Here is an 18,746-nt window from a genome sequence, read left to right as displayed (position 1 = left end):
TTGTAGTGAAGTTATTGATTGGATTGGTATTTATACTCTTGTCCGGCTTGGCCAATGCGGTTGTAGATACTGGTCGCTTTATGCAACTCATTGATTATATTGGTGTAGATTACCCCGGCGCGGTTCAGGACGGCAAGGTTGTCAACGCGGCAGAATATGAAGAGATGCAGGAGTTTGCCGCGACCGTCATGACGCAGGCCGCTGAATTGGCTGGCCAGGTGCCAAAGGCGGACCTTGTCTCGCAGGCCACGCAGTTACAGTCTTTGATCGCACGGCATGCGGAGGCGGGCGAGGTCGCACAAGTCACTTCGGCATTGCGCCATACTGTGCTCACGCATTTCAAACTGTCAGTGATGCCCCGTAACGTTCCCGACCTGAGGCGCGCGCAAGGCCTGTATGCAGAAAGTTGTGCCGCCTGCCACGGCGAGACTGGACTGGGCAATGGCCAGTTGGCGCGTGGCCTGGAGCCTGCCCCGACCAACTTCCTCGATGTGGCCCGGTTTCGTGAACGAACAATCTATGGTTTGTACAGCACGATTAGCATGGGCGTGGAGGGCACGGCCATGCAGTCTTATACGGGGCAGTTGAATGAAAATGACCGCTGGGCCCTGGCATTTTATGTCGGCAAACTGGCCGTGTCAGAGGCGGAACGAGACAGGGGTAATACACTCTGGTCTGTCTCCAAGCAGACTTCGCCACTGGCCGAGCTGAAAACACTGACTACCCTGACACCGAATGAGGCATCACAGCGTTATGGTGAGGATGGCCTGGCGTTGATGGGTTACCTGCGCTCTGAGCCGGGCGTATTGTTTTCAGGCAAGTCGTCTCCCCTCCAGTTTGCCCGTGAAAGGCTTGCCAGCAGTGTGCAGGCATATAAGGCCGGTAAGCAAGATGTGGCATATAAACACGCCCTGGCAGCCTACCTGGATGGTTTCGAGTTAATAGAGCACAGTATTGATAACGTTGATCATAAACTGAAAGGCGATGTTGAAGTGGCCATGACCGCCTACCGGGAATTGATTAAACGTTCTGCAGGGATTGATAAGGTTCAGGCGCAATCGGAACATGTCCTGGCATTATTGCAACGTTCTGCGGAGGTCCTTGAGACCCACACACTGTCGACGAGTGCGGCCTTTAGCGGTGCGTTAATTATTCTTTTACGGGAAGGTCTTGAGGCGTTACTGGTTATCGCTGCGTTGGCGGCATTCCTCATCAAGACAGGCCGCCGCGATGGCATGCTGTATTTGCATATAGGCTGGGTTGGGGCATTGATACTCGGCGTCTTTACCTGGTTGGCTTCACAATATCTGGTGACCTTCAGCGGCGCAAGCCGGGAAATTACCGAAGGGGTTGCCGCACTCATTGCGATGGCGGTTTTATTCTGGGTTGGCCTCTGGTTGCACAGTAAAACCAACGCAAAGCAGTGGCAGCGGTTTATCGAGGGCTCCATTAACAAGGCGCTCAGTGCCGGCACAATGTGGGGGATCGCGGGTCTCTCCTTTATTGCCGTATACCGGGAGGTATTTGAAACGATACTTTTCTATCAGGCAATGTGGGTGCAGGCAGGGACGGGCGCCAAGGCATCAATGGTGGCAGGGATGGGATTTGCCGCCGGCGCACTGGTATTGCTCGCCTGGTTGATCCTGCGCTACAGCGCGCGCCTGCCATTACGACAGTTTTTCTCCTTCACAAGCGTGTTCATGTTTGTGCTGGCCATTGTGTTTGCAGGCAAGGGTATTGCAGCACTGCAAGAGGCAGGAAAGTTACCATTAGACCCGGTTAGCTTCCCGCGTATCGATATCCTGGGTATTTATCCGAATGTCGAGGGTCTTTCACTGCAATTGATATTATTAATTGTGGCGCTCATTACCTTCTTTGGATATAGACGCAAACCGGCAGGTGTCAAAAAAGACTAACTAAAAAGCCAGCAGTATTTTTATCGCCTATCAGAATAAAGGAAGAGTACGTTTATTCCCTGGGCACTTTTCCCTGATGCATGGCGTCAACCTCGGCTATTGCCGGTGGTGGGATTTCAAGCTCATAGGCACCGCTTTCCAGGTGATCGGGGAGCTCACCCCTGAGGATGGCCTCCAATAAGGCGCGCGGATCGTAGCGGAAGTGGATGTATTGATTTTCCTGGGTAGCCAACGCCTGCATTGAGGCTTCTTCAAAGCGGATGATATCCTCCAGGTAGGGAACGGTTAAGGCGGCCTTGTGTAAATAACACAGAAAACCATTGCACTCTTCGGAGGCGAAGGCTCGCGGCTTGGTTTGTCTGAAATAACCATCAAGCAATGTCTCGAGATGGCTATCACCGGCATGGATCATGATCAACCGGGTCAACGTGCCGAGGTTTTTGACAATGGCACCGGCCCGAAATTTCCAGATTAATTTTTGCATCAGTTCAATGCCCGGGTCCTGGCGTAGTTGTTCTGCCAAAGGCCCGGTTATCTCTCCATGTGTCACTAGTTCACCGAGGGTCTGTTCCCATAGGACCGGTGTAATGGGGTTAGCTTTATGTTGGGGAGTGGAGACGACATGCGTAGCAGCTGTGCGAATATATGCGGGTGGCGGCGTTGAGGTATGACGCGTTGACCAGAGTGAATGAATGTCCTGCAGCTGGGCTTGAATTGCCTCGAGGCCGAACAGCGGAATAAAGGCCGGGAAGATTTCGTAGGTAATGGCTTTGACATGAGGCAGGTATGGCAATATCTCTTCAGTGAGGGCCAGTACCGGTCCGGGTACGGCACCTGAATGTGCATCGAGCCAGTAACCCTCGTGCTCAAAACCGCCACCCAGATGTACTTCCCAGACACGCTCAAGCGGAATGCTGGCGAGAAAATCCCTTGCAGACTGTCGGCCGTTTTGCTCATTGGTCCAGATGTTATGTAAATCGAGTACTATGCCACAGTCTGCCGCCTCAACCGCGGCGGCAAAAAACTCACCATCTGGCATATCGTCAGCGCGTGGTTGCAGGTAATTAACGCCGGTTTCAACCGCTAATGGCACGGGTAGCTGCTCACTGAGACGGCGTATCGTTGCTGCTGCAACATTGACGCCCTCAGGTGTTTGCAGTGATGGCAGCATGAAACTCGTATGAAAGCCTGCCTGGGCGCTGCTGACCTGGGTGATACTCAGGTGTTCGCTTGCCCAGGGTGCATCGAGTGTCTGGATAGTAGCCGCAAGCGCCGCGGCAAATGCCGTGTCGGGTTGATGGGTGCCGCCCAGTGCATTGCCGACACTGTGCACAAGCTTGCGCTGAGGCAAGGCCTGAAGGTGACGCAAGGTGTAATCAGGAAGGACATACGATAGTTCACCGCCGGGCTGATACTGCCAGAGTGTTTGTGGCTCTATTTCGAGGAAGTCAACGCAGGTGGATCCGGGCTCGAGCAAAGGCTCGAGTCCGGGAATATAGACGATACCGACACCGAGTTCGGGCAGTGTCCGCGTCATCAGTAAAAACTCAATAGACGTTGCTTGACGAGTTACCTGAGATTGAGCTTTTCATCGAATTCGAATGATCTAATGATATCAAAACGGATATCCCATCCAGAGCAGCATGCGGTACAGCCAAGCTTATCGAGAATCGTGGCCTGGACTTTCTGGAAACGATTAAGATCATAAGCCACTGAGGCGGGTAAACTAACGCGTACTGTTCGCTCAGGAAGTGGCACTGTGTCGATGGCTACGGATTGGTGAAGTGTTTTAGCCATGAATATTTCCTCCATGAAAAAGCAAATTACATTAGATTGATGGTGACAGTGATCCTGTTTTAACCTTCAGTAACGACAACACCTGATACCAGGTCCTGGATATGCAGGTTTTCATCAACAGCAAAATTTCTGACGATGTCGAAACGAATATCCCATCCGGAACAGCATGCAGTACAGCCAAGCCGATCAAGTATCGTGGCTTGTGCCTTCTGAAAGGCATTCAGGTCGTAGGCTATTTTGCCGGGTAGGGATACACGGATAGTGCGCTCTGGTGTCGGCCAGGTACCAATAGAGACAGAGCCTTTGAGACTTGGGTCCATAGGTGTTTCCTCCATGATCAGGTTTGTGATATCCATCCACATGTACCGTACTGGTACGGTAAATATACTCGGTTACGAGTAGGTGTGAAGTCAAGGGGTTTTCTGCTGGTGAACCGGCGGCGTCGGGGAAAATGGATCAGGGAGTAATGGTTTCTAATATTATAAAATAGTACTTTCCAATCCATGATTGGACACAAATTAAAGACCTTGATGGCCGAGCTCGCGGAGGAGTTGTGTTACTGCAACGCCTTGTGCTCTGATTTAACTAATGCACAAACAATAATAACGGATGCTTTCTGCGGGGTGATTATTTATTAGTCATTAGTTCAGACCCACGACCATCCCCTCTGCCAACCAGGTCTTCAGCAGACCGGCGCTACGCAGTGCGATCTCGAGTTGCCCGTTTTCATCCTCGGCGGCCGGTAAGACCCGCGTCACGATCTCACACAGCTCGGCGAACCCTGCGCCTTGCCGGGCGGCCTTGAGGGCCTCGGCCTCATCGGCCTCAAGGATGCGATAGCGCGTGGTAAGACCTTGACGCCAGATGAGGCACGTTGACGTTTCACGCAGTGCCTCGGGCGGTGGGATGGTTTCCTCGTCGCGTACCGTGCGCCACAGGTCGAGGATGTTCCAGTCATAGTCGACGAGCTGGAGGGAGGGATGGAAGGTGATAGTGATCCCGGGCCAGGCCTCGGCGGCGATGGTCGTGACTGCGCCTTCATCCAGCACCTCGGCATCGGCTGCATCAAAGGCATTGATAAAGGCCCATTCCAGGTTGGCCAGCTCGGCCAGAAAGGGCCGCCCCCGGCTGTCCGCGGCCTCGGCCAGGAAGGCCGGCAGGTGCCGGCCAAACCAGCGTAGTGAATAATGCGTGGAGGGGTGGGCCTGAATATAGTCGTGGCACAGGACGGTGAACGCCTCCTCACCCAGCAGGGCCCGCACGGCCGGGTAATCCCCCGTCAGGGTCTCGACCAGACGGCCATAGTAGGCATTGGTATAGGTGTTCAGGCGCTGTTCGTTGTTGGCGTTTTCCATGCTCACGATATGCCCGACGATATCATTGTCGCCGTTGAACAGGTGGCGCTTGAAGGCGGCCTGTAGACCCCTCAGATCCTTCAGGCTGTGCATTGCTGCTTGCCGAGGACGTGGTCACCGATGGCGCGGGCCTGGTCAAGTTCGGCCATGAGTTCGTCGAAGGGGGGGAAGTTGTCATCGCGTTCGATCATGGTCGATATCGCGCCGAAGCGTTCAACGGCCCGGGCATACAGGTCCCATACCGGATCGACGACGGGGTGGTCATGGGTGTCGACAATAAAATCACCATAGTCGGTATGGCCGGCAAGGTGGATCTGTTGCACCCGTTCCCGTGGCACGCCGTTAAGGTAATCGAGGGGCGCAAAACCGTGATTGACGGCGCTGACATAAATATTATTGATATCCAGTAACATCAGGCAGTCGGCCTGCTCGACGATGGTGGAGTAAAACTCCCATTCGCTCATTTGCGAGTGGGTGTAGGTGACATAACTGGAGACGTTCTCCATGAGGATCTGGCGGCCGAGAAAGTCCTGCACCTGCTTGATACGGTCGACGAGGTGACTGACGGCCGGGGTGTTATACGGCAGTGGCAACAGGTCATGGACGTTGTGGCCACCCTGTCCGGTCCAGCACAGGTGGTCCGATAGCCATACCGGATTGATGCGCTCGACGAGGCCCTTCAGGCGGCGCAGATAATCCTGGTCCAGCGGGTCGGTGCTGCCGATGGACAGGCTGACCCCGTGCATAACGATGGGATAACGCTCGCGGAAGCGGTCCAGATAGTGCAATGCCTTGCCGCCATCGACCATGTAGTTCTCGGAAATGATCTCGAGCCAGTCGACGTTCGGTTGTTGTTCGAGGATCGTGTCGTAATATTCGGTGCGCAGGCCCAGGCCGTAGCCCAGATAGGGCCGCGAAGTCGGGTGTTCGGGTATATTTGGCTGCTCAACGTTCATAACCGTCATTATTATTTTAGTTAATTGGGAAAAAAAGGGGCGGGCATCCTGCCCGCCCCTCTATTTCAGCCGGACTTACTTACCGACCTTACCACCGATTTCATCACAGGCATGCTTGGACATACCAACAAAACCTTCACCCTTGCAGCTTGCATGGCCCTTACAGGCATTTTTGTCGGTCTTGCAGTCGTTATGACCCTTACACTTGTTTACCCCATAACAATGGACCTTGGCATCACTGCTACCCTTGTCGCTTCCAGCCATTGCTGACATGGGGGCGGCGGCAAACATGGCGGCGGCGGCAATGGCCAGGGCAGCTCCAGTAGTTTTTTTCCCATTCATCGTTATTTCTCCTTTAAGATATCTTATTAATATTAATTATAATTCGCTATGGTGTTGTCTGGCATAAATCCAGACAAGGACTATAGACTATTACACTTGGATTTTGTTCCCAAAAATAATGTACTCGTAGAATATAATGAAGGGCTAATATAAAAGTGACAATACGGGGCACTACTAGATAGCCCACAAATTAACAGGGGATACACTGGGTCATGCGAATGGACAGGCCGATTGTGCCAAGACCTTATTTATACATAAAGAAATTTGACACTTAAGATCAACAGGAAAAAACCGAAGAACAGGCGCAGGCGACGTGGTGGAATACGGTGTGTAAGTCGTGCACCCACTGGTGCAAACAAGGTGCTCGCGACGACAATACTAAAGAATGCCGGGATATTCACAAATCCCAGGCTCCATAGTGGCCGATGTTCTACGCCCCAGCCGGTCAATATAAAGCCGCTTACCCCCGCGATAGCGATAGGCAGACCAATGGCAGAAGAGGTAGCGACCGCATTACGTATGGCGATATTGCACCAGGTTAGGAATGGCACACTCATAGAGCCGCCACCCACACCCATCAGGGAGGATATAGTACCAATTGACGTACCGGCCATAAACATACCCAGGGTTTTGGGTAATTGACGATGTGGCTCGGTGGTGTTGCCAAAGATCATTTGTGCCGCAACAAACAACATAAACACACCAAAAATAACCTGCAGATTATCGCCAGAAATAAATTTTGCCAACAGGGCCCCCAGTAGCGCACCGAATAATACCCCTGGGGTAATCCGACGAAACACCGCCCACTGAATGGCCTGGTGTTGTTGGTGCGCGCGTATGGATGAAATAGATGTGATGACAATAGTGGCAAGTGATGTGCCAATAGAAACGTGCATTAAAACATCGACATTAACGCCCTGGGCACTAAACACCAATGCGAGTACCGGCACGATAATAATACCGCCACCTATTCCCAACAAGCCGGCGAGCGTGCCGGCAATGGCACCCATGCTAAACAGTATTAAAATATCCAAGAACGATCCTTATGACAAGAATTAGTATGTGCCTGTTCCATCAAGCAGTCAGGTTGCAGGTTGCCAAACCAGGGAAGATAATTAGAAACACACAGAAAAAATCAAGTCAACAATAAAGGCACTGGGCATTTGACAAAAATTTCTATTATTTCATGTTTTATACTGGCAGCGAATATCGGCAGCACCTTGGCCGGTTCGTTGCCGCCGCTGGCAGATGTGCATGTGCACTATAAATGGAGCCAGATTGAGGTGACCTCGCCACAACAGGCAGTCGAGGCCCTGCAACGTAATGACGTCACCCTGGCCGTGGTCTTCGGTACGCCACCGGAACTGGTACTCGACCTGCATAGCACGGATAACGTACAACTCGTGCACTTCTACCAGCCTTATTTGCAGCCCTTTCTTAAGGCCAGCTGGTTTCTGAACAAGCAGGCGCCCAGGGCGGTACGTGAGGCACTGGCCAGTGGCAGGTATCGGGGGGTTGGTGAGCTACATGTTTCGGATGGTATCGGTCCACGCATGGACAGTGAGGTTTTTAATAGCATTCTGCAAATCGCCGCCGATTTCAATGCCCCCGTCAACCTGCATACGAATGCCTCGAGCTTTGAATACATGCGACGCATCTGTAGCAAACACACGAGGACGCGCTTCATCTGGGCCCATGCCGGTGGCCTGCAGGCGGACGGCGTCGGCAAGCTGCTGTCACAGTGCGACAATGTCTGGGTAGAGTTCTCCGCGCGTGACCATCTGAAAAGCGTCAGTGGTGTGCCGGTTGCGCATGAAGATGGACGCTTGCGTGAAGGCTGGTTGGCGCTGATGCAAGCCTACCCGAACCGGTTCATGATCGGCAGTGACCCGATCTGGCCGGTCTCTGAGATTGATTCATGGCATTCGGCCGATACCGGCTGGCAAACAGTGGATGAAGTCTATGCCTATCACCGTCGCTGGTTAAAGACCTTACCGCCCGAACTCGCGGAGAAGGTACGTTACCAGAACGCGGTCGAGCTGTTTAAAGAATAATATAAATATACTGATACGACAGATTCTTACCGGGTTGTTATTGTATTAACGGTTTGCCAGTGGACTTTTTCTGCATGTGACGTAATTCGTTCAGCAGTTGCTCATCATCCCATGCACGGCCACCAACGGCACGATGGGTGACCTGACCTTCTGTACTGATGATATACGTCGTCGGCAGTCCCATAACCGGATAGCGTTTAATCACCTCACCGTCTCGGTCCAGCAGCAAGGGAAAATCGACCGGGTAATCTCCGGTAAATTTAAAAATGGTGTCTTCATCCTCGCCGACGTTTATTGCCAGGATGACGATATCATCATGGATGAGCTTTTTGTGGGCCCGATCCATCGAGGGCATTTCCTCACGACACGGCGGGCACCAGGTGGCCCAGAAATTCAGTACCACTATCTTGCCCCGATAATCTGACAAGCGGTGCCACTTGCCATCCATATCCATTACACTAAAATTATAAGCACTAAAGGGCCTGGCGACCGGCGGCAGTGAGGGTTTGTCTGCGAACAGTAAGGACGACTGGCATAACAGCAACAGCCAAAGCCCGTGTGGAAGAAAATCTCGTCTCAGTTTCATTGTGCCTCCGGGCCAGCATGAATATCGGCAGCACATTGCATACCAGGGATCACTACGTTGTGTCGTGTATCGAATTGTTGCCAAGTCAGCTTCAGCGTGAATGGACTGGCGGGTGCCAGGTTAAATATCGACATCCCCCAATTATAGTCGCCGGGCTGGTATGTCTGCATGGTCGGGAGCAGGCTCCATTCAAATGCCAGCCTTGCCGGTGCGGGAACGGCTAATTGTTGCCATTGTTTGGCCCAGTCCTCACGGGTCTTCATCACAGCCTCCCTGCCACGATGGGAGACCACCCAATCCATCAGCTGGTAGCGGATGGCCGCAGGCCTGCCCTTGTCGGAAATGTTCTTGAATACTGTCTGAAAGACACAGCTTTGTGCAATCAATTCGGCATGCTCGGCTGAAAACCCGCGTGCCAGAAAATAGCCGCGCGTTTGATCGGGGAGGCGCTGCACAAAGCGAATCGAGAGTCCCTCATCCTGGTATTGCCAATAGGGAAGCCGCGCCTGCTCATCGATGCCAGTCGTAACCGTGCCAGCCCGGGCGATTGTCGGTAATACCAGTAATGCCAGTAACAGGCAGCGGTAAAGCATAAGCTGGGTGCTCGAGTTCCGATTTTAGACATTATATAGTCATAGGGAAATAATAATAGATAGACCCCAATTCATTAGAGTCCATTCGCCAGATGGGTTATCCTTAGGCTGCCTTTCATGGAAAAAGACAAACGGGCATCGTGAACGACCAGACAGGTATCACATTTCTTCGCTACAGCTTGCTCGGTATGCTAATTGGCATGTTGTCTGGCTGTGCCTCTATGATCGCCGGGGACCTGGTACGTGACCTGCAAAAGGGCATTATGAACCAGGATGACCCGGCTATTGTCATGGCCGGTGCCCCCGCCTATATGTTGATCATCGATGGTAAGATCCAGAGCCAGCCGAACGACCGGGAGTTGTTGATAGCCGGTGCCCGACTTTACGGGACTTACTCGTCCATATTCGTTCAGGATAAGGCACGTGCAAAGCTGTTATCCGCACGTGCACGTGACTATGCGCAGCAGGCTATTTGCCTGGTTCGGGAAGAACTGTGCGAGACGGGTCAAAACGGCTTCGACAGGTTTGTTGCGGTGATCAATACTCTGCAGAAGGCTGATATTGATATGCTCTATACCTATGCAACGACCTGGGCGGGCTGGGTGCTGGCAAATAATGAGGACTGGAACGCGATCGCTGACCTGCCGAAGATCGAGGCGATGATGAAACGTATCGTTGCACTTGATGAAAATTACGAGCATGGTCAGGCGCATGTATACCTAGGTGTCTTGCAGACCCGCTTGCCTGCCAGTATGGGCGGCAAACCGGAGCAGGGGCGTGCACATTTCGAACGGGCTATCAGTCTGTCCGCTGGCAGGAACCTGATCGCCAAGGTGGAACTGGCGCGTCGTTATGCGCGGCTGGTGTTCGACCGGAAACTGCATGACAGGTTATTAAACGAGGTTCTCGAGACGGATCCAAAGCTCCCCGGCCTGACCCTGAGCAATGTACTGGCACAACAACAGGCACGGCAGTTACTGGAATCTGCCACGGAGTATTTCTGATGCGGCGATTACTGTCTCTTTTATGTCTGTTAGGTCTGTCTGTATCAGTACAGGCGCAGACGTTCAAGATCGCGACTATTTTCCCGGATGGTACCAGTTGGATGAAGAGCGTGCGTGAGGGGGCAAGAGAAATCGCACAGCGCACCGACGGCAGGGTGGAATTCCAGTTTTATCCCGGTGGGGTCATGGGCAACGATACAACTGTGCTGCGCAAGATTCGCATTGGCCAGTTACACGGCGGCGCCCTGACAGGTGGTGGTGTGGCGGAGATATATGCCGACAGTCAGATCTACAACATCCCGTTCGCCTTCAATTCCTATGCGGAAGTGGACTATGTTCGTCAGCATATGGATAGCCAGATCATCGAGGGCCTGAAACAAAAAGGTTTTATTAGTTTTGGTCTGAGTGGGGGTGGTTTTGCCTACCTGATGTCGAGTAACCCGATTGCGTCTATTGACGATCTGAAAAACCAGAAGGTCTGGTCGCCACAAGGGGACCGCATCAGCCGTGCGGCGTTTGAGGCGATTGGGGTGTCACCGATACCCTTGCCTCTCATCGATGTGTTGACCGGCCTGCAGACCGGGCTGATTAATACAGTTGGTTCATCACCTATTGGTGCGATCGCCCTGCAATGGCATACACGAGTTAAATACCTGGCGGATATTCCGCTACTTTATCTCTATGCGACACTTGTGGTGAAACGCCAGACATTTGAAAAACTCTCGGCGGCCGATCAGAAGGTCGTATATGAGGTAATGAGTAATACGTTTAATAAGATTAGTGAACAAAATCGTAAGGATAATGACGCCGCGCGCGAGGCGCTTAAGAATCAGGGTATTCAGTTTATTACGCCGGAGACCAAGAGTCGGCAAGAATGGAATGACAAGGTTTCCCAGGCCATGACTGACCTGACCAGGCAGGGACATTTTTCCGAGGCCATGTTACATACACTCAGGAATCATCTGCATGACTACCGGCAAGGAATCAGCAAAACAAAATAAGAGTTTCCTGCGGCGTCTGTTGCACTACACGAACGTAGTCGAAGACGGCTTGCTGGTGTTTTTGCTGGCGGTCATGATCATTATTGCGACAATGCAGATTTTGTTACGCAATGCCTGGGATACGGGTTTTGTCTGGGGTGAACCACTGCTGCGCATACTGGTCTTATGGGTTGGTCTGCTCGGGGCGATGGTTGCCACGCGCAAGGACAACCACATCAGTATCGATATTCTTAGCCGCTACCTGTCGGCACGCATCAAGCGTATTAGCGGGCTGCTTGCTAATGTTTTCACCCTGTGTGTCTGTGCCCTGCTGACCTATGAGGGCGCACGTTTTGTCATGCAGGACCAGGCAGCCGGTATTATTGCCTTTTCCGGGTTGCCGGCCTGGTGGTTTGAATTGATTATCCCTGTCGGCTTTGCCGTGATGAGCCTGCGCTACGCAGTGCGTTGTGTCGCTGGTGTGTGGGGGCAGCCATGACGACCCTGACCAGCCTCGGACTGATAGTGTTGGCGTTATTGCGCACCCCGCTGTTTGCGATTATCGCCGCGGCAGCGCTGCTGGGTTTCTATCGTTCGGGGATTGATCTGACGGCGGTGGTCATCGAGTTTTACCGTCTCGCCGAAATGCCCATCCTGCTTGCCATACCATTGTTTACCTTTGCCGGTTACCTGCTCAGTGAAAGCCGGGCGGCGGTGCGGCTGGTGCACCTGACTCAGGCACTGCTTGGCTGGATGCCAGGCGGGTTGGCGATTGTTGCCTTGCTGGCCTGTGCCTTTTTTACAGCGTTTACCGGCGCCTCGGGCGTGACGATTGTGGCCCTGGGCGCCTTGCTGGTACCGGCCATGGCGCAGGCCGGTTACGGGGAAAACTTCAACCTTGGACTGGTTACGACCTCCGGTAGTCTTGGCCTGTTGTTTGCGCCGTCGGTGCCGTTGATCCTGTATGCGGTGATCGCACAGCAACTCGGTGTCGGTGAACCGGTTACGGTCGATGACATGTTCCTGGCAGGGGTCCTGCCAGGGCTGCTGATGTTGGCACTGTTATCGGTCTGGGTCGTGTGGGTCAACCGTGGCCAGCCCCTGCGGGCCTTTTCACGGACTGAGGCCGGCGCGGCGCTGTGGGAGGCCAGGTGGGAAATCCCCTTGCCGTTTATTGTGCTCGGCGGTATCTACACGGGCTATTTCGCGGTATCCGAGGCAGCCGCTGTCACGGCGCTTTATGTATTGATTGTCGAGGTCGGCATTTATCGTGAAGTCTCGTTGAGAAAACTGCCCGGCGTTATGAGAGATGCCATGGTGCTGGTCGGTGCCATCCTGATTATTCTCGGTCTGTCGCTGGCATCGACCAATTACCTGATCGATGCCGGGGTGCCAGCCAAATTGTTTGCCATGATCCAGTCACATATCAGTGACAGGCTGACCTTTTTGATCCTGCTGAACATTTTCCTGCTGGTGCTGGGGACGATGCTGGATATCTTCTCGGCACTGGTCATCATGGTGCCGTTGTTGTTACCGATCGCGACGGGTTACAACATCCACCCGGTGCATCTGGGGATTATTTTCCTGGCCAATATGCAGATAGGCTATTTCACCCCGCCGGTGGGCATGAACCTGTTTATTGCCAGTTACCGATTCAAAAAACCGGTTATGCAGCTATACCGTGCAACGCTGCCGTTTTTCATTATATTATTGCTGGCCGTATTGATGATTACCTACTGGCCGGGCTTGTCGCTTAGCCTGCCAAGCCTGGGGTAATTGACTTCAAGGCGGGAAATAGTCATATTGGAACGGTCCGGCCTGATTGTAAGGTATAAAAAGATTAACCTGCTACTGAATGCTCGGGGCATAGCCATAGATGCCTTAAAATTAAAAATAATAGCAGCAGTGTGATGTGTAAATAAAAAACGAAGACACGGGGATTTGTAATCACTAATAAAAATTATTAGCTATTTCCCAATCACGCCCTGGTTAATTTATATTACGTGTTCTGGCTAGCTTGTATCAAATTGGCGTAAATAGTCTTCACTGACGTAGATAATGGCACTTTAATTTGTTAGCAATGAAATCTTAACCATATTGGGAGATTGAGCAATGAATGAAGATACCAGTTTTTTAAAACGCTACAGCAGGGTCCAATGGTCATTCTTCTGGGCTGGCATCACGTTCGGTGTCGCGCAAGTCATCTATATGATCGGTTTATGGGTCGAAAAGGCACAGGCGGGGAAGACTGCCACGTTGACACCCATTACGGTGACTACCGACCTTGGAAAGATGTTTCGCAGCATGGAGGTCACATTCTATCGTATCTTTGACCTACCTGATTTTCAGCTTTATGGAAAGGCCATTGATGGTGTGGCGGCAGCCGGTGGTGCATTTATTCCGGGCATAGGCTGGCCAATTGTCGGCATGATCCTCGGTGGCTGGTTAGTCACACGAATGGAAAAGGAAAGTCGGGCCTGGGTGTATTATCCGCCCAAGGTGCTCCTGATCTCCTTTATCGGCGGTATGCTTTTCAGTTATGGCACGCGACTCGCTGGTGGTTGCACCCTGAACCACTTAATGGGCGGTATCCCATTAATGAATATTCATTCGTTTGTGACGGTATTTTTCATGGCAATTGGCGGCGCGGTGGGCTTTTATGTTCTTGGGCGGGCGGGCATGGCCTCCTATTTCAAGCATCAGGAGACCCGTTCCTATGTATGTGGAAATGATGCTGGGGAGGCGGCCACTTGCCCACAGGGGAAATCCGGTACAAGTAACCCGCTTTATTGGGTCGGGTTTATATTCGCCGTGCTCTTTGTCGGCATCGCGGTGTATGGAGGTATCTATAACCCCGAAAGTCTGCAACATTTAAAAAATGGTGAACTGGCGGCATTTGGTAAATCGGTGGCTGACAAGGGCTGGTATTTTGTTATTTTGACCCTGATTGCCGGCATCATCGGTGGCATTGGTTTGGCCAAGAGTGGTATGGGCACAGAGTGTGCGTTGGTCTCATGGGAGGCCGGCGGCATGATGAAAAAACACGACAGCTTCTATGCCAAAATGGGCGTGCCTCGCATTACCCGCACGCTGATGCGTAGCTACTTACCCATGATTGGGTTGATGGCGCACTGGGTGGTCATGCTCGGCTTTGTTGTGTTTGCCTGGATTTTGTTCGATGTTGCCCCGGGGTTTTCCGGCGCACTGAAATTCCAGACCACCGCAGGAAACCTGATTGGCGGCGTTTTGCTGGGCCTTGGCGCGGTGATGCTCATCGGTTGTGAAATTCGTTCTTATATGCGAATTGGCATGGGCTATCTCAACACACTAGTTGGTTTTATGGGCTTTGCAGTGGGTTACTTACCCTTCACATTAAACTATGCGGCACACAAAGAGTTCCTGTCTGCATCGCTGATGATCGAAACCTATAAATGGTATGACTATATATTTCCAAATAGTATTGCCGGGCAGAAAGCCGTGCTTGCTTTGTGGTGGGTAGTACTGTTGTTCGGTCTCATCTATATGATTAAGGTTGGCGCAAGGAATACCGGCGCATCGACAAGCAGCCTCGTGCATAGAAATACCGAAGACGTCCAAAATGAAATTGATGAAAAGGGTAGACAAGAAGGCGGCAATATTGGTGGGGTGAATGTACCTGAACCCGCCAGTGCCTGAATAGGCGGTGTAGGGCCCGGTGATAAATCCCAGCATGGCGGTTTGTCACCGGGCCTTTTTTACCCCTTTATCCTGTCTGCCTCGCAGCCCCAGCCAGCCATAGATAAGCAGGTTGATGATGATGACGAAACTGCCGAGTACGATCTGCATGTCATAGTTGAGGTTGGCTGGGTAGATCAGGGGCATCAGGTAGTGTTCGAGAAAGCCCGTGTCATAGCCGGCCTCGCCAGCGGCACGACGAAATTGTATCTCCCAGGGGGTGAGCGGGCAGCGCCAGCCACGGAACTCGATCAGTGCCCCCCATGTTGCCGCCGGCAGGTGCAGGAAAATCAGCCGGCGCCACTTCAGTAGCAGCAGACCGCCGAGCACGACGAAACCGATAAATAAAAAATGCACAACAAGCAGGACATCGGCGGCAAGTGAATAGAGCACGGGCTATTTCCCCCTGGGTATAGGCTGCTGATTATGCTCGCATGACCCCCTTGAATGCGAATAATGGGCCGTATTGCCGCGGTCTGTCTGGTTATTGACGGCTAAAAAATACCCATCGGGAGAAAATCCTTTTTTGTTCCATGCATCCGAGTGGATATGGGCACTTAACGGGCGCAGGCTATTTATATAGCCATATATAGTACATGGTTATAATAAAGGGTTACAGAACATGGCTGGTCCGGGGGTAGTGGGGATGGGCCTTGCGTCACTGTGGAATATTAGTATATTAGTAACTATTATTATTTATGCGTGTAGGCATAAAATTTTATGTCCGATAATAAAGCGAACCAGCAAGGACCTCTGACCAGAACAACCTGCCCCTACTGCGGTGTAGGTTGTGGTGTGCTCGCACAAATGAATGACCGGGGTATCGTAACGGTCAAGGGTGACGAGACACATCCGGCCAACTTCGGGCGACTTTGTTCCAAGGGCACGGCCCTGAGCGAAACGGTTTACCTGGATGAGCGGCTTTTATATCCGGAAATACTCGATGAGCAAGTCAGCTGGGAGCAGGCGCTGTCGACAGTGGCGGGGCGTTTCCAGGAGATCATTGCTGAACATGGTCCCGATGCGGTGGCATTTTATGTTTCTGGCCAGTTATTGACGGAAGACTATTACGTCGCCAATAAGTTAATGAAGGGCTTTATTGGCTCTGCCAATATCGATACCAACTCACGCCTGTGTATGTCATCCGTCGTCGCCGCCAATAAACGTGCCTTTGGTGAAGATGTTGTGCCGGGTTGCTACGACGATCTGGAGCGTGCCAAGTTAATCGTATTGACGGGCAGTAATACTGCCTGGTGTCATCCGGTGATATACCAGCGCATTGTACGGGCGAAAAAGGACAATCCGGATCTACTGGTGGTGAATATTGACCCGCGGCAAACACAAACCTCGAGTATTGCCGATCTGCACCTGGCCCTTCGGCCGGGTACGGACAGTATACTGTTTAATGGCCTGTTGGCCTGGCTGGATTCAGCGGGCGAGCACAATGCCCTGTTCACGAGTCATTTCACCAATGGGCTGGAAGCCGCCATGAAGATGGCGAAGGACACTGCACCTTCTATTGAAGTGGTAGCAGAAAAGTGTGACCTTGCGGTGGATGAGGTGAAAAAGTTTTACCGTTTATTTGCGCGTACCGAGCGTAGCGTAACTGTATTTTCACAAGGTATTAACCAGTCCAGTAGTGGCGTCGATAAGGTCAATAGTATTATCAATTGTCACCTGTTTACCGGTCGTATCGGCCGCCCGGGGATGGGACCCTTCTCTCTGACCGGGCAACCGAATGCCATGGGCGGGCGAGAAGTCGGTGGCCTGGCAAACCAGCTTGCGGCACACATGGAGCTTACGAATGAAGGCGACCGTGAGCGGGTAAAACGATTCTGGCAGTCACCGCAAATCGCTGACAAGGAAGGTCACAAGGCCATAGACTTGTTTAACGCGATTCATGTCGGTAAGGTAAAGGCGGTATGGATTATCGCCACCAACCCGGTGGTGAGTTTACCGGAAGCCGACAAGGTAAAGGCAGCGCTGGAGAAATGCGAGTTGGTGGTGGTTTCCGACTGCGTGCGCAAAACAGACACCGCCCAACTGGCCCATATCCGCCTGCCCGCCACGACCTGGGGCGAAAGGGACGGTACGGTAACGAATTCAGAACGCTGCATCTCCCGGCAACGATCGTTCCTGCAGGCACCGGGGATGGCAAAACCCGACTGGTGGATTATTACCGAGGTAGCCAAAAGAATGGGATTTGCCGAGGCGTTCCCTTATACCCGGTCTGCGGATATTTTCCGCGAACATGCACGTCTCTCCGGTTTCGAGAACGATCATTCGCGTTTGTTTGATATCAGTGGCCTCGCCGATATCACCAATCAGCAATACGATGCGCTTGCACCAATACAGTGGCCGATTACAAAGCAGGACCCGCAGGGTAGGGCACGGCTGTATACGGATGGGCGTTTCAATACCGCGGATAAGAAGGCATGTTTTATCGCAGTAGAGCCACGGCCACCGGCGACTGTGCCGACTGATGAATATCCCTTTGTCCTCAATACCGGGCGGGTACGTGATCACTGGCACACCATGACACGTACCGGGATGTCGCCACGATTATCGGCGCACACGATAGAATCTTACGTTGAGATCCACCCTGATGACGCCCGCAGTCACGCCATTGATGACGCCGAATTGGTCGAACTGGTCAGCCCACTGGCGACATCGATCTATGTGCGAGCGCGGCTCAGTGATAAACAACAACGTGGCAGCCTGTTTGTACCCATACACTGGAACCAGCAATTCAGCAGCCAGGCGGCTGTTGGCAGTCTTATCAGGGCCGTGCTCGATCCTATCTCCGGCCAACCGGAGTTCAAGCACAGTGTCGTCAGGATAAAACCCTGCAAGGCCCGTTGGTACGGTTTTATTATTGCACGGCGTAAACCGGCCTTGAAGTATGCCAAGTACTGGGCACGTTCACGGGGTAAGGGTTTCTGGCGCTACGAGCTCGCTGGCGAAGACCTGCCGGAAGACTGGTCTGAGCACGCCCATGCCCTGCTTAACCAGCCCGGCGAGGATGAAAGCTGGGTGGAATTCTACGATAAGGCAAAAAATCATTATCGCGCAGCGCGAATTATCAATGACCGACTCGATAGCTGTATTTTCATCTTCAGCAGTCATGTCCTCCCCCCCCGTGACTGGTTGATCAGCCTGTTTCAGAAAGACACTATTAGCTCTGAAGAACGTGCCAACCTGCTAAGGGGAGAGGCGCCGCATGAGCAAGCGGATACCGGTCGAATCGTCTGTGCCTGTTTTAACGTCGGCGAAAAAACACTCCGCAAGACCATCGACGAAAAAGGTCTGCGAAGTGTTGAGGAGATTGGTGAACAATTACGAGCAGGTACCAATTGCGGCTCATGCAAACCGGAATTGGCAGAATTACTGAAATAAAAGAATTTTATGGCTGAATGAATAGATCGGAATACACATAAAGCCTCGGGCCT

At 52.5% G+C, this 18,746-nt stretch carries 18 protein-coding genes; 8 read left to right on the top strand and 10 right to left on the bottom strand.

From position 1 onward, the window contains the following. The first annotated feature begins 5 nt into the window (after window positions 1-5). Entirely contained in the window at window positions 6-1,916 is a 1,911-nt protein-coding gene (locus tag EL386_RS13835; protein ID WP_126456812.1) for an FTR1 family protein, read from the top strand. 52 nt (window positions 1,917-1,968) lie between these two features. On the opposite strand, the gene EL386_RS13830 is transcribed toward EL386_RS13835, so the two are convergent. From EL386_RS13830 to EL386_RS13800, 7 genes are all read right to left on the bottom strand, one after another. Beyond that, window positions 1,969-3,453, bottom strand: coding sequence for an MbnB/TglH/ChrH family RiPP precursor modification enzyme (locus EL386_RS13830; protein ID WP_126456811.1), 1,485 nt, complete (start codon window positions 3,451-3,453; stop codon window positions 1,969-1,971). Between the two features lie 32 nt (window positions 3,454-3,485). After that, window positions 3,486-3,713, bottom strand: a complete 228-nt coding sequence (locus EL386_RS13825) for a hypothetical protein (protein WP_126456810.1) — start codon at window positions 3,711-3,713, stop codon at window positions 3,486-3,488. Between the two features lie 59 nt (window positions 3,714-3,772). After that, on the bottom strand, window positions 3,773-4,069 hold the full coding sequence (locus EL386_RS13820; RefSeq protein WP_126456809.1) for a hypothetical protein: 297 nt from the start codon (window positions 4,067-4,069) through the stop codon (window positions 3,773-3,775). Between the two features lie 285 nt (window positions 4,070-4,354). Continuing rightward, window positions 4,355-5,161: an HvfC/BufC N-terminal domain-containing protein gene (locus EL386_RS13815; RefSeq protein ID WP_126456808.1), complete on the bottom strand. Its 807-nt coding sequence runs from the start codon at window positions 5,159-5,161 to the stop codon at window positions 4,355-4,357. Beyond that, a complete protein-coding gene (gene bufB, locus EL386_RS13810; protein ID WP_126456807.1) occupies window positions 5,149-6,024 on the bottom strand; it encodes an MNIO family bufferin maturase in 876 nt (291 codons plus the stop codon). Before bufB ends, EL386_RS13815 begins: the two co-directional genes overlap by 13 nt. A 75-nt stretch (window positions 6,025-6,099) precedes the next feature. After that, the gene (bufA2, locus tag EL386_RS13805) at window positions 6,100-6,366 is read right to left on the bottom strand and encodes a BufA2 family periplasmic bufferin-type metallophore (protein WP_126456806.1); all 267 of its coding nucleotides are present in this window, start codon (window positions 6,364-6,366) and stop codon (window positions 6,100-6,102) included. 248 nt (window positions 6,367-6,614) lie between these two features. Further along, window positions 6,615-7,400, bottom strand: a complete 786-nt coding sequence (locus tag EL386_RS13800; RefSeq protein ID WP_232020208.1) for a sulfite exporter TauE/SafE family protein — start codon at window positions 7,398-7,400, stop codon at window positions 6,615-6,617. Between the two features lie 129 nt (window positions 7,401-7,529). Here EL386_RS13800 and EL386_RS13795 point away from each other — a divergent pair, with 129 nt between their 5' ends. Beyond that, window positions 7,530-8,420 carry an amidohydrolase family protein gene (locus EL386_RS13795; RefSeq protein ID WP_126456805.1) on the top strand — a complete coding sequence of 297 codons (891 nt, stop codon included), beginning with the start codon at window positions 7,530-7,532 and terminating at the stop codon, window positions 8,418-8,420. Between the two features lie 37 nt (window positions 8,421-8,457). On the opposite strand, the gene EL386_RS13790 is transcribed toward EL386_RS13795, so the two are convergent. Together EL386_RS13790 and EL386_RS13785 are read right to left on the bottom strand one after the other, a co-directional pair. After that, a complete protein-coding gene (locus EL386_RS13790; protein WP_172597736.1) occupies window positions 8,458-9,006 on the bottom strand; it encodes a TlpA disulfide reductase family protein in 549 nt (182 codons plus the stop codon). Then, entirely contained in the window at window positions 9,003-9,599 is a 597-nt protein-coding gene (locus EL386_RS13785) for a hypothetical protein (protein ID WP_126456803.1), read from the bottom strand. The genes EL386_RS13790 and EL386_RS13785 overlap by 4 nt, the downstream gene beginning before the upstream one ends. A 140-nt stretch (window positions 9,600-9,739) precedes the next feature. On the opposite strand from EL386_RS13785, the gene EL386_RS13780 reads away from it, so the two are divergent. The 5 genes from EL386_RS13780 (at window position 9,740) to EL386_RS15720 (ending at window position 15,258) form a co-directional block, all read left to right on the top strand. After that, window positions 9,740-10,603 (top strand): TRAP transporter TatT component family protein, encoded by an 864-nt coding sequence (locus tag EL386_RS13780; RefSeq protein WP_197722105.1) that lies wholly within the window; start codon window positions 9,740-9,742, stop codon window positions 10,601-10,603. After that, the gene (locus EL386_RS13775) at window positions 10,603-11,604 is read left to right on the top strand and encodes a TRAP transporter substrate-binding protein (protein WP_126456802.1); all 1,002 of its coding nucleotides are present in this window, start codon (window positions 10,603-10,605) and stop codon (window positions 11,602-11,604) included. Before EL386_RS13780 ends, EL386_RS13775 begins: the two co-directional genes overlap by 1 nt. Next, on the top strand, window positions 11,570-12,082 hold the full coding sequence (locus EL386_RS13770) for a TRAP transporter small permease (protein ID WP_126456801.1): 513 nt from the start codon (window positions 11,570-11,572) through the stop codon (window positions 12,080-12,082). Before EL386_RS13775 ends, EL386_RS13770 begins: the two co-directional genes overlap by 35 nt. Beyond that, a complete protein-coding gene (locus EL386_RS13765) occupies window positions 12,079-13,359 on the top strand; it encodes a TRAP transporter large permease (protein WP_126456800.1) in 1,281 nt (426 codons plus the stop codon). The genes EL386_RS13770 and EL386_RS13765 overlap by 4 nt, the downstream gene beginning before the upstream one ends. A gap of 336 nt (window positions 13,360-13,695) precedes the next feature. Further along, window positions 13,696-15,258: a YeeE/YedE thiosulfate transporter family protein gene (locus EL386_RS15720; RefSeq protein WP_197722104.1), complete on the top strand. Its 1,563-nt coding sequence runs from the start codon at window positions 13,696-13,698 to the stop codon at window positions 15,256-15,258. Window positions 15,259-15,303: 45 nt separating this feature from the next. Here EL386_RS15720 and EL386_RS13745 read toward each other — a convergent pair whose 3' ends face one another. After that, the gene (locus EL386_RS13745) at window positions 15,304-15,690 is read right to left on the bottom strand and encodes a DUF2784 domain-containing protein (RefSeq protein ID WP_126456798.1); all 387 of its coding nucleotides are present in this window, start codon (window positions 15,688-15,690) and stop codon (window positions 15,304-15,306) included. A gap of 327 nt (window positions 15,691-16,017) precedes the next feature. Between EL386_RS13745 and EL386_RS13740 the strand changes: the two genes are divergently transcribed. Continuing rightward, window positions 16,018-18,693, top strand: coding sequence for a nitrate reductase (locus tag EL386_RS13740; protein WP_126456797.1), 2,676 nt, complete (start codon window positions 16,018-16,020; stop codon window positions 18,691-18,693). The last annotated feature ends 53 nt before the right edge of the window (window positions 18,694-18,746 follow it).

The sequence above is a fragment of the Sulfuriflexus mobilis genome (assembly GCF_003967195.1).
Taxonomy (GTDB): domain Bacteria; phylum Pseudomonadota; class Gammaproteobacteria; order AKS1; family AKS1; genus Sulfuriflexus; species Sulfuriflexus mobilis.
Note: the sequence above shows the minus strand (reverse complement) of the source record. Positions and strands in the feature narration are given on the sequence as shown.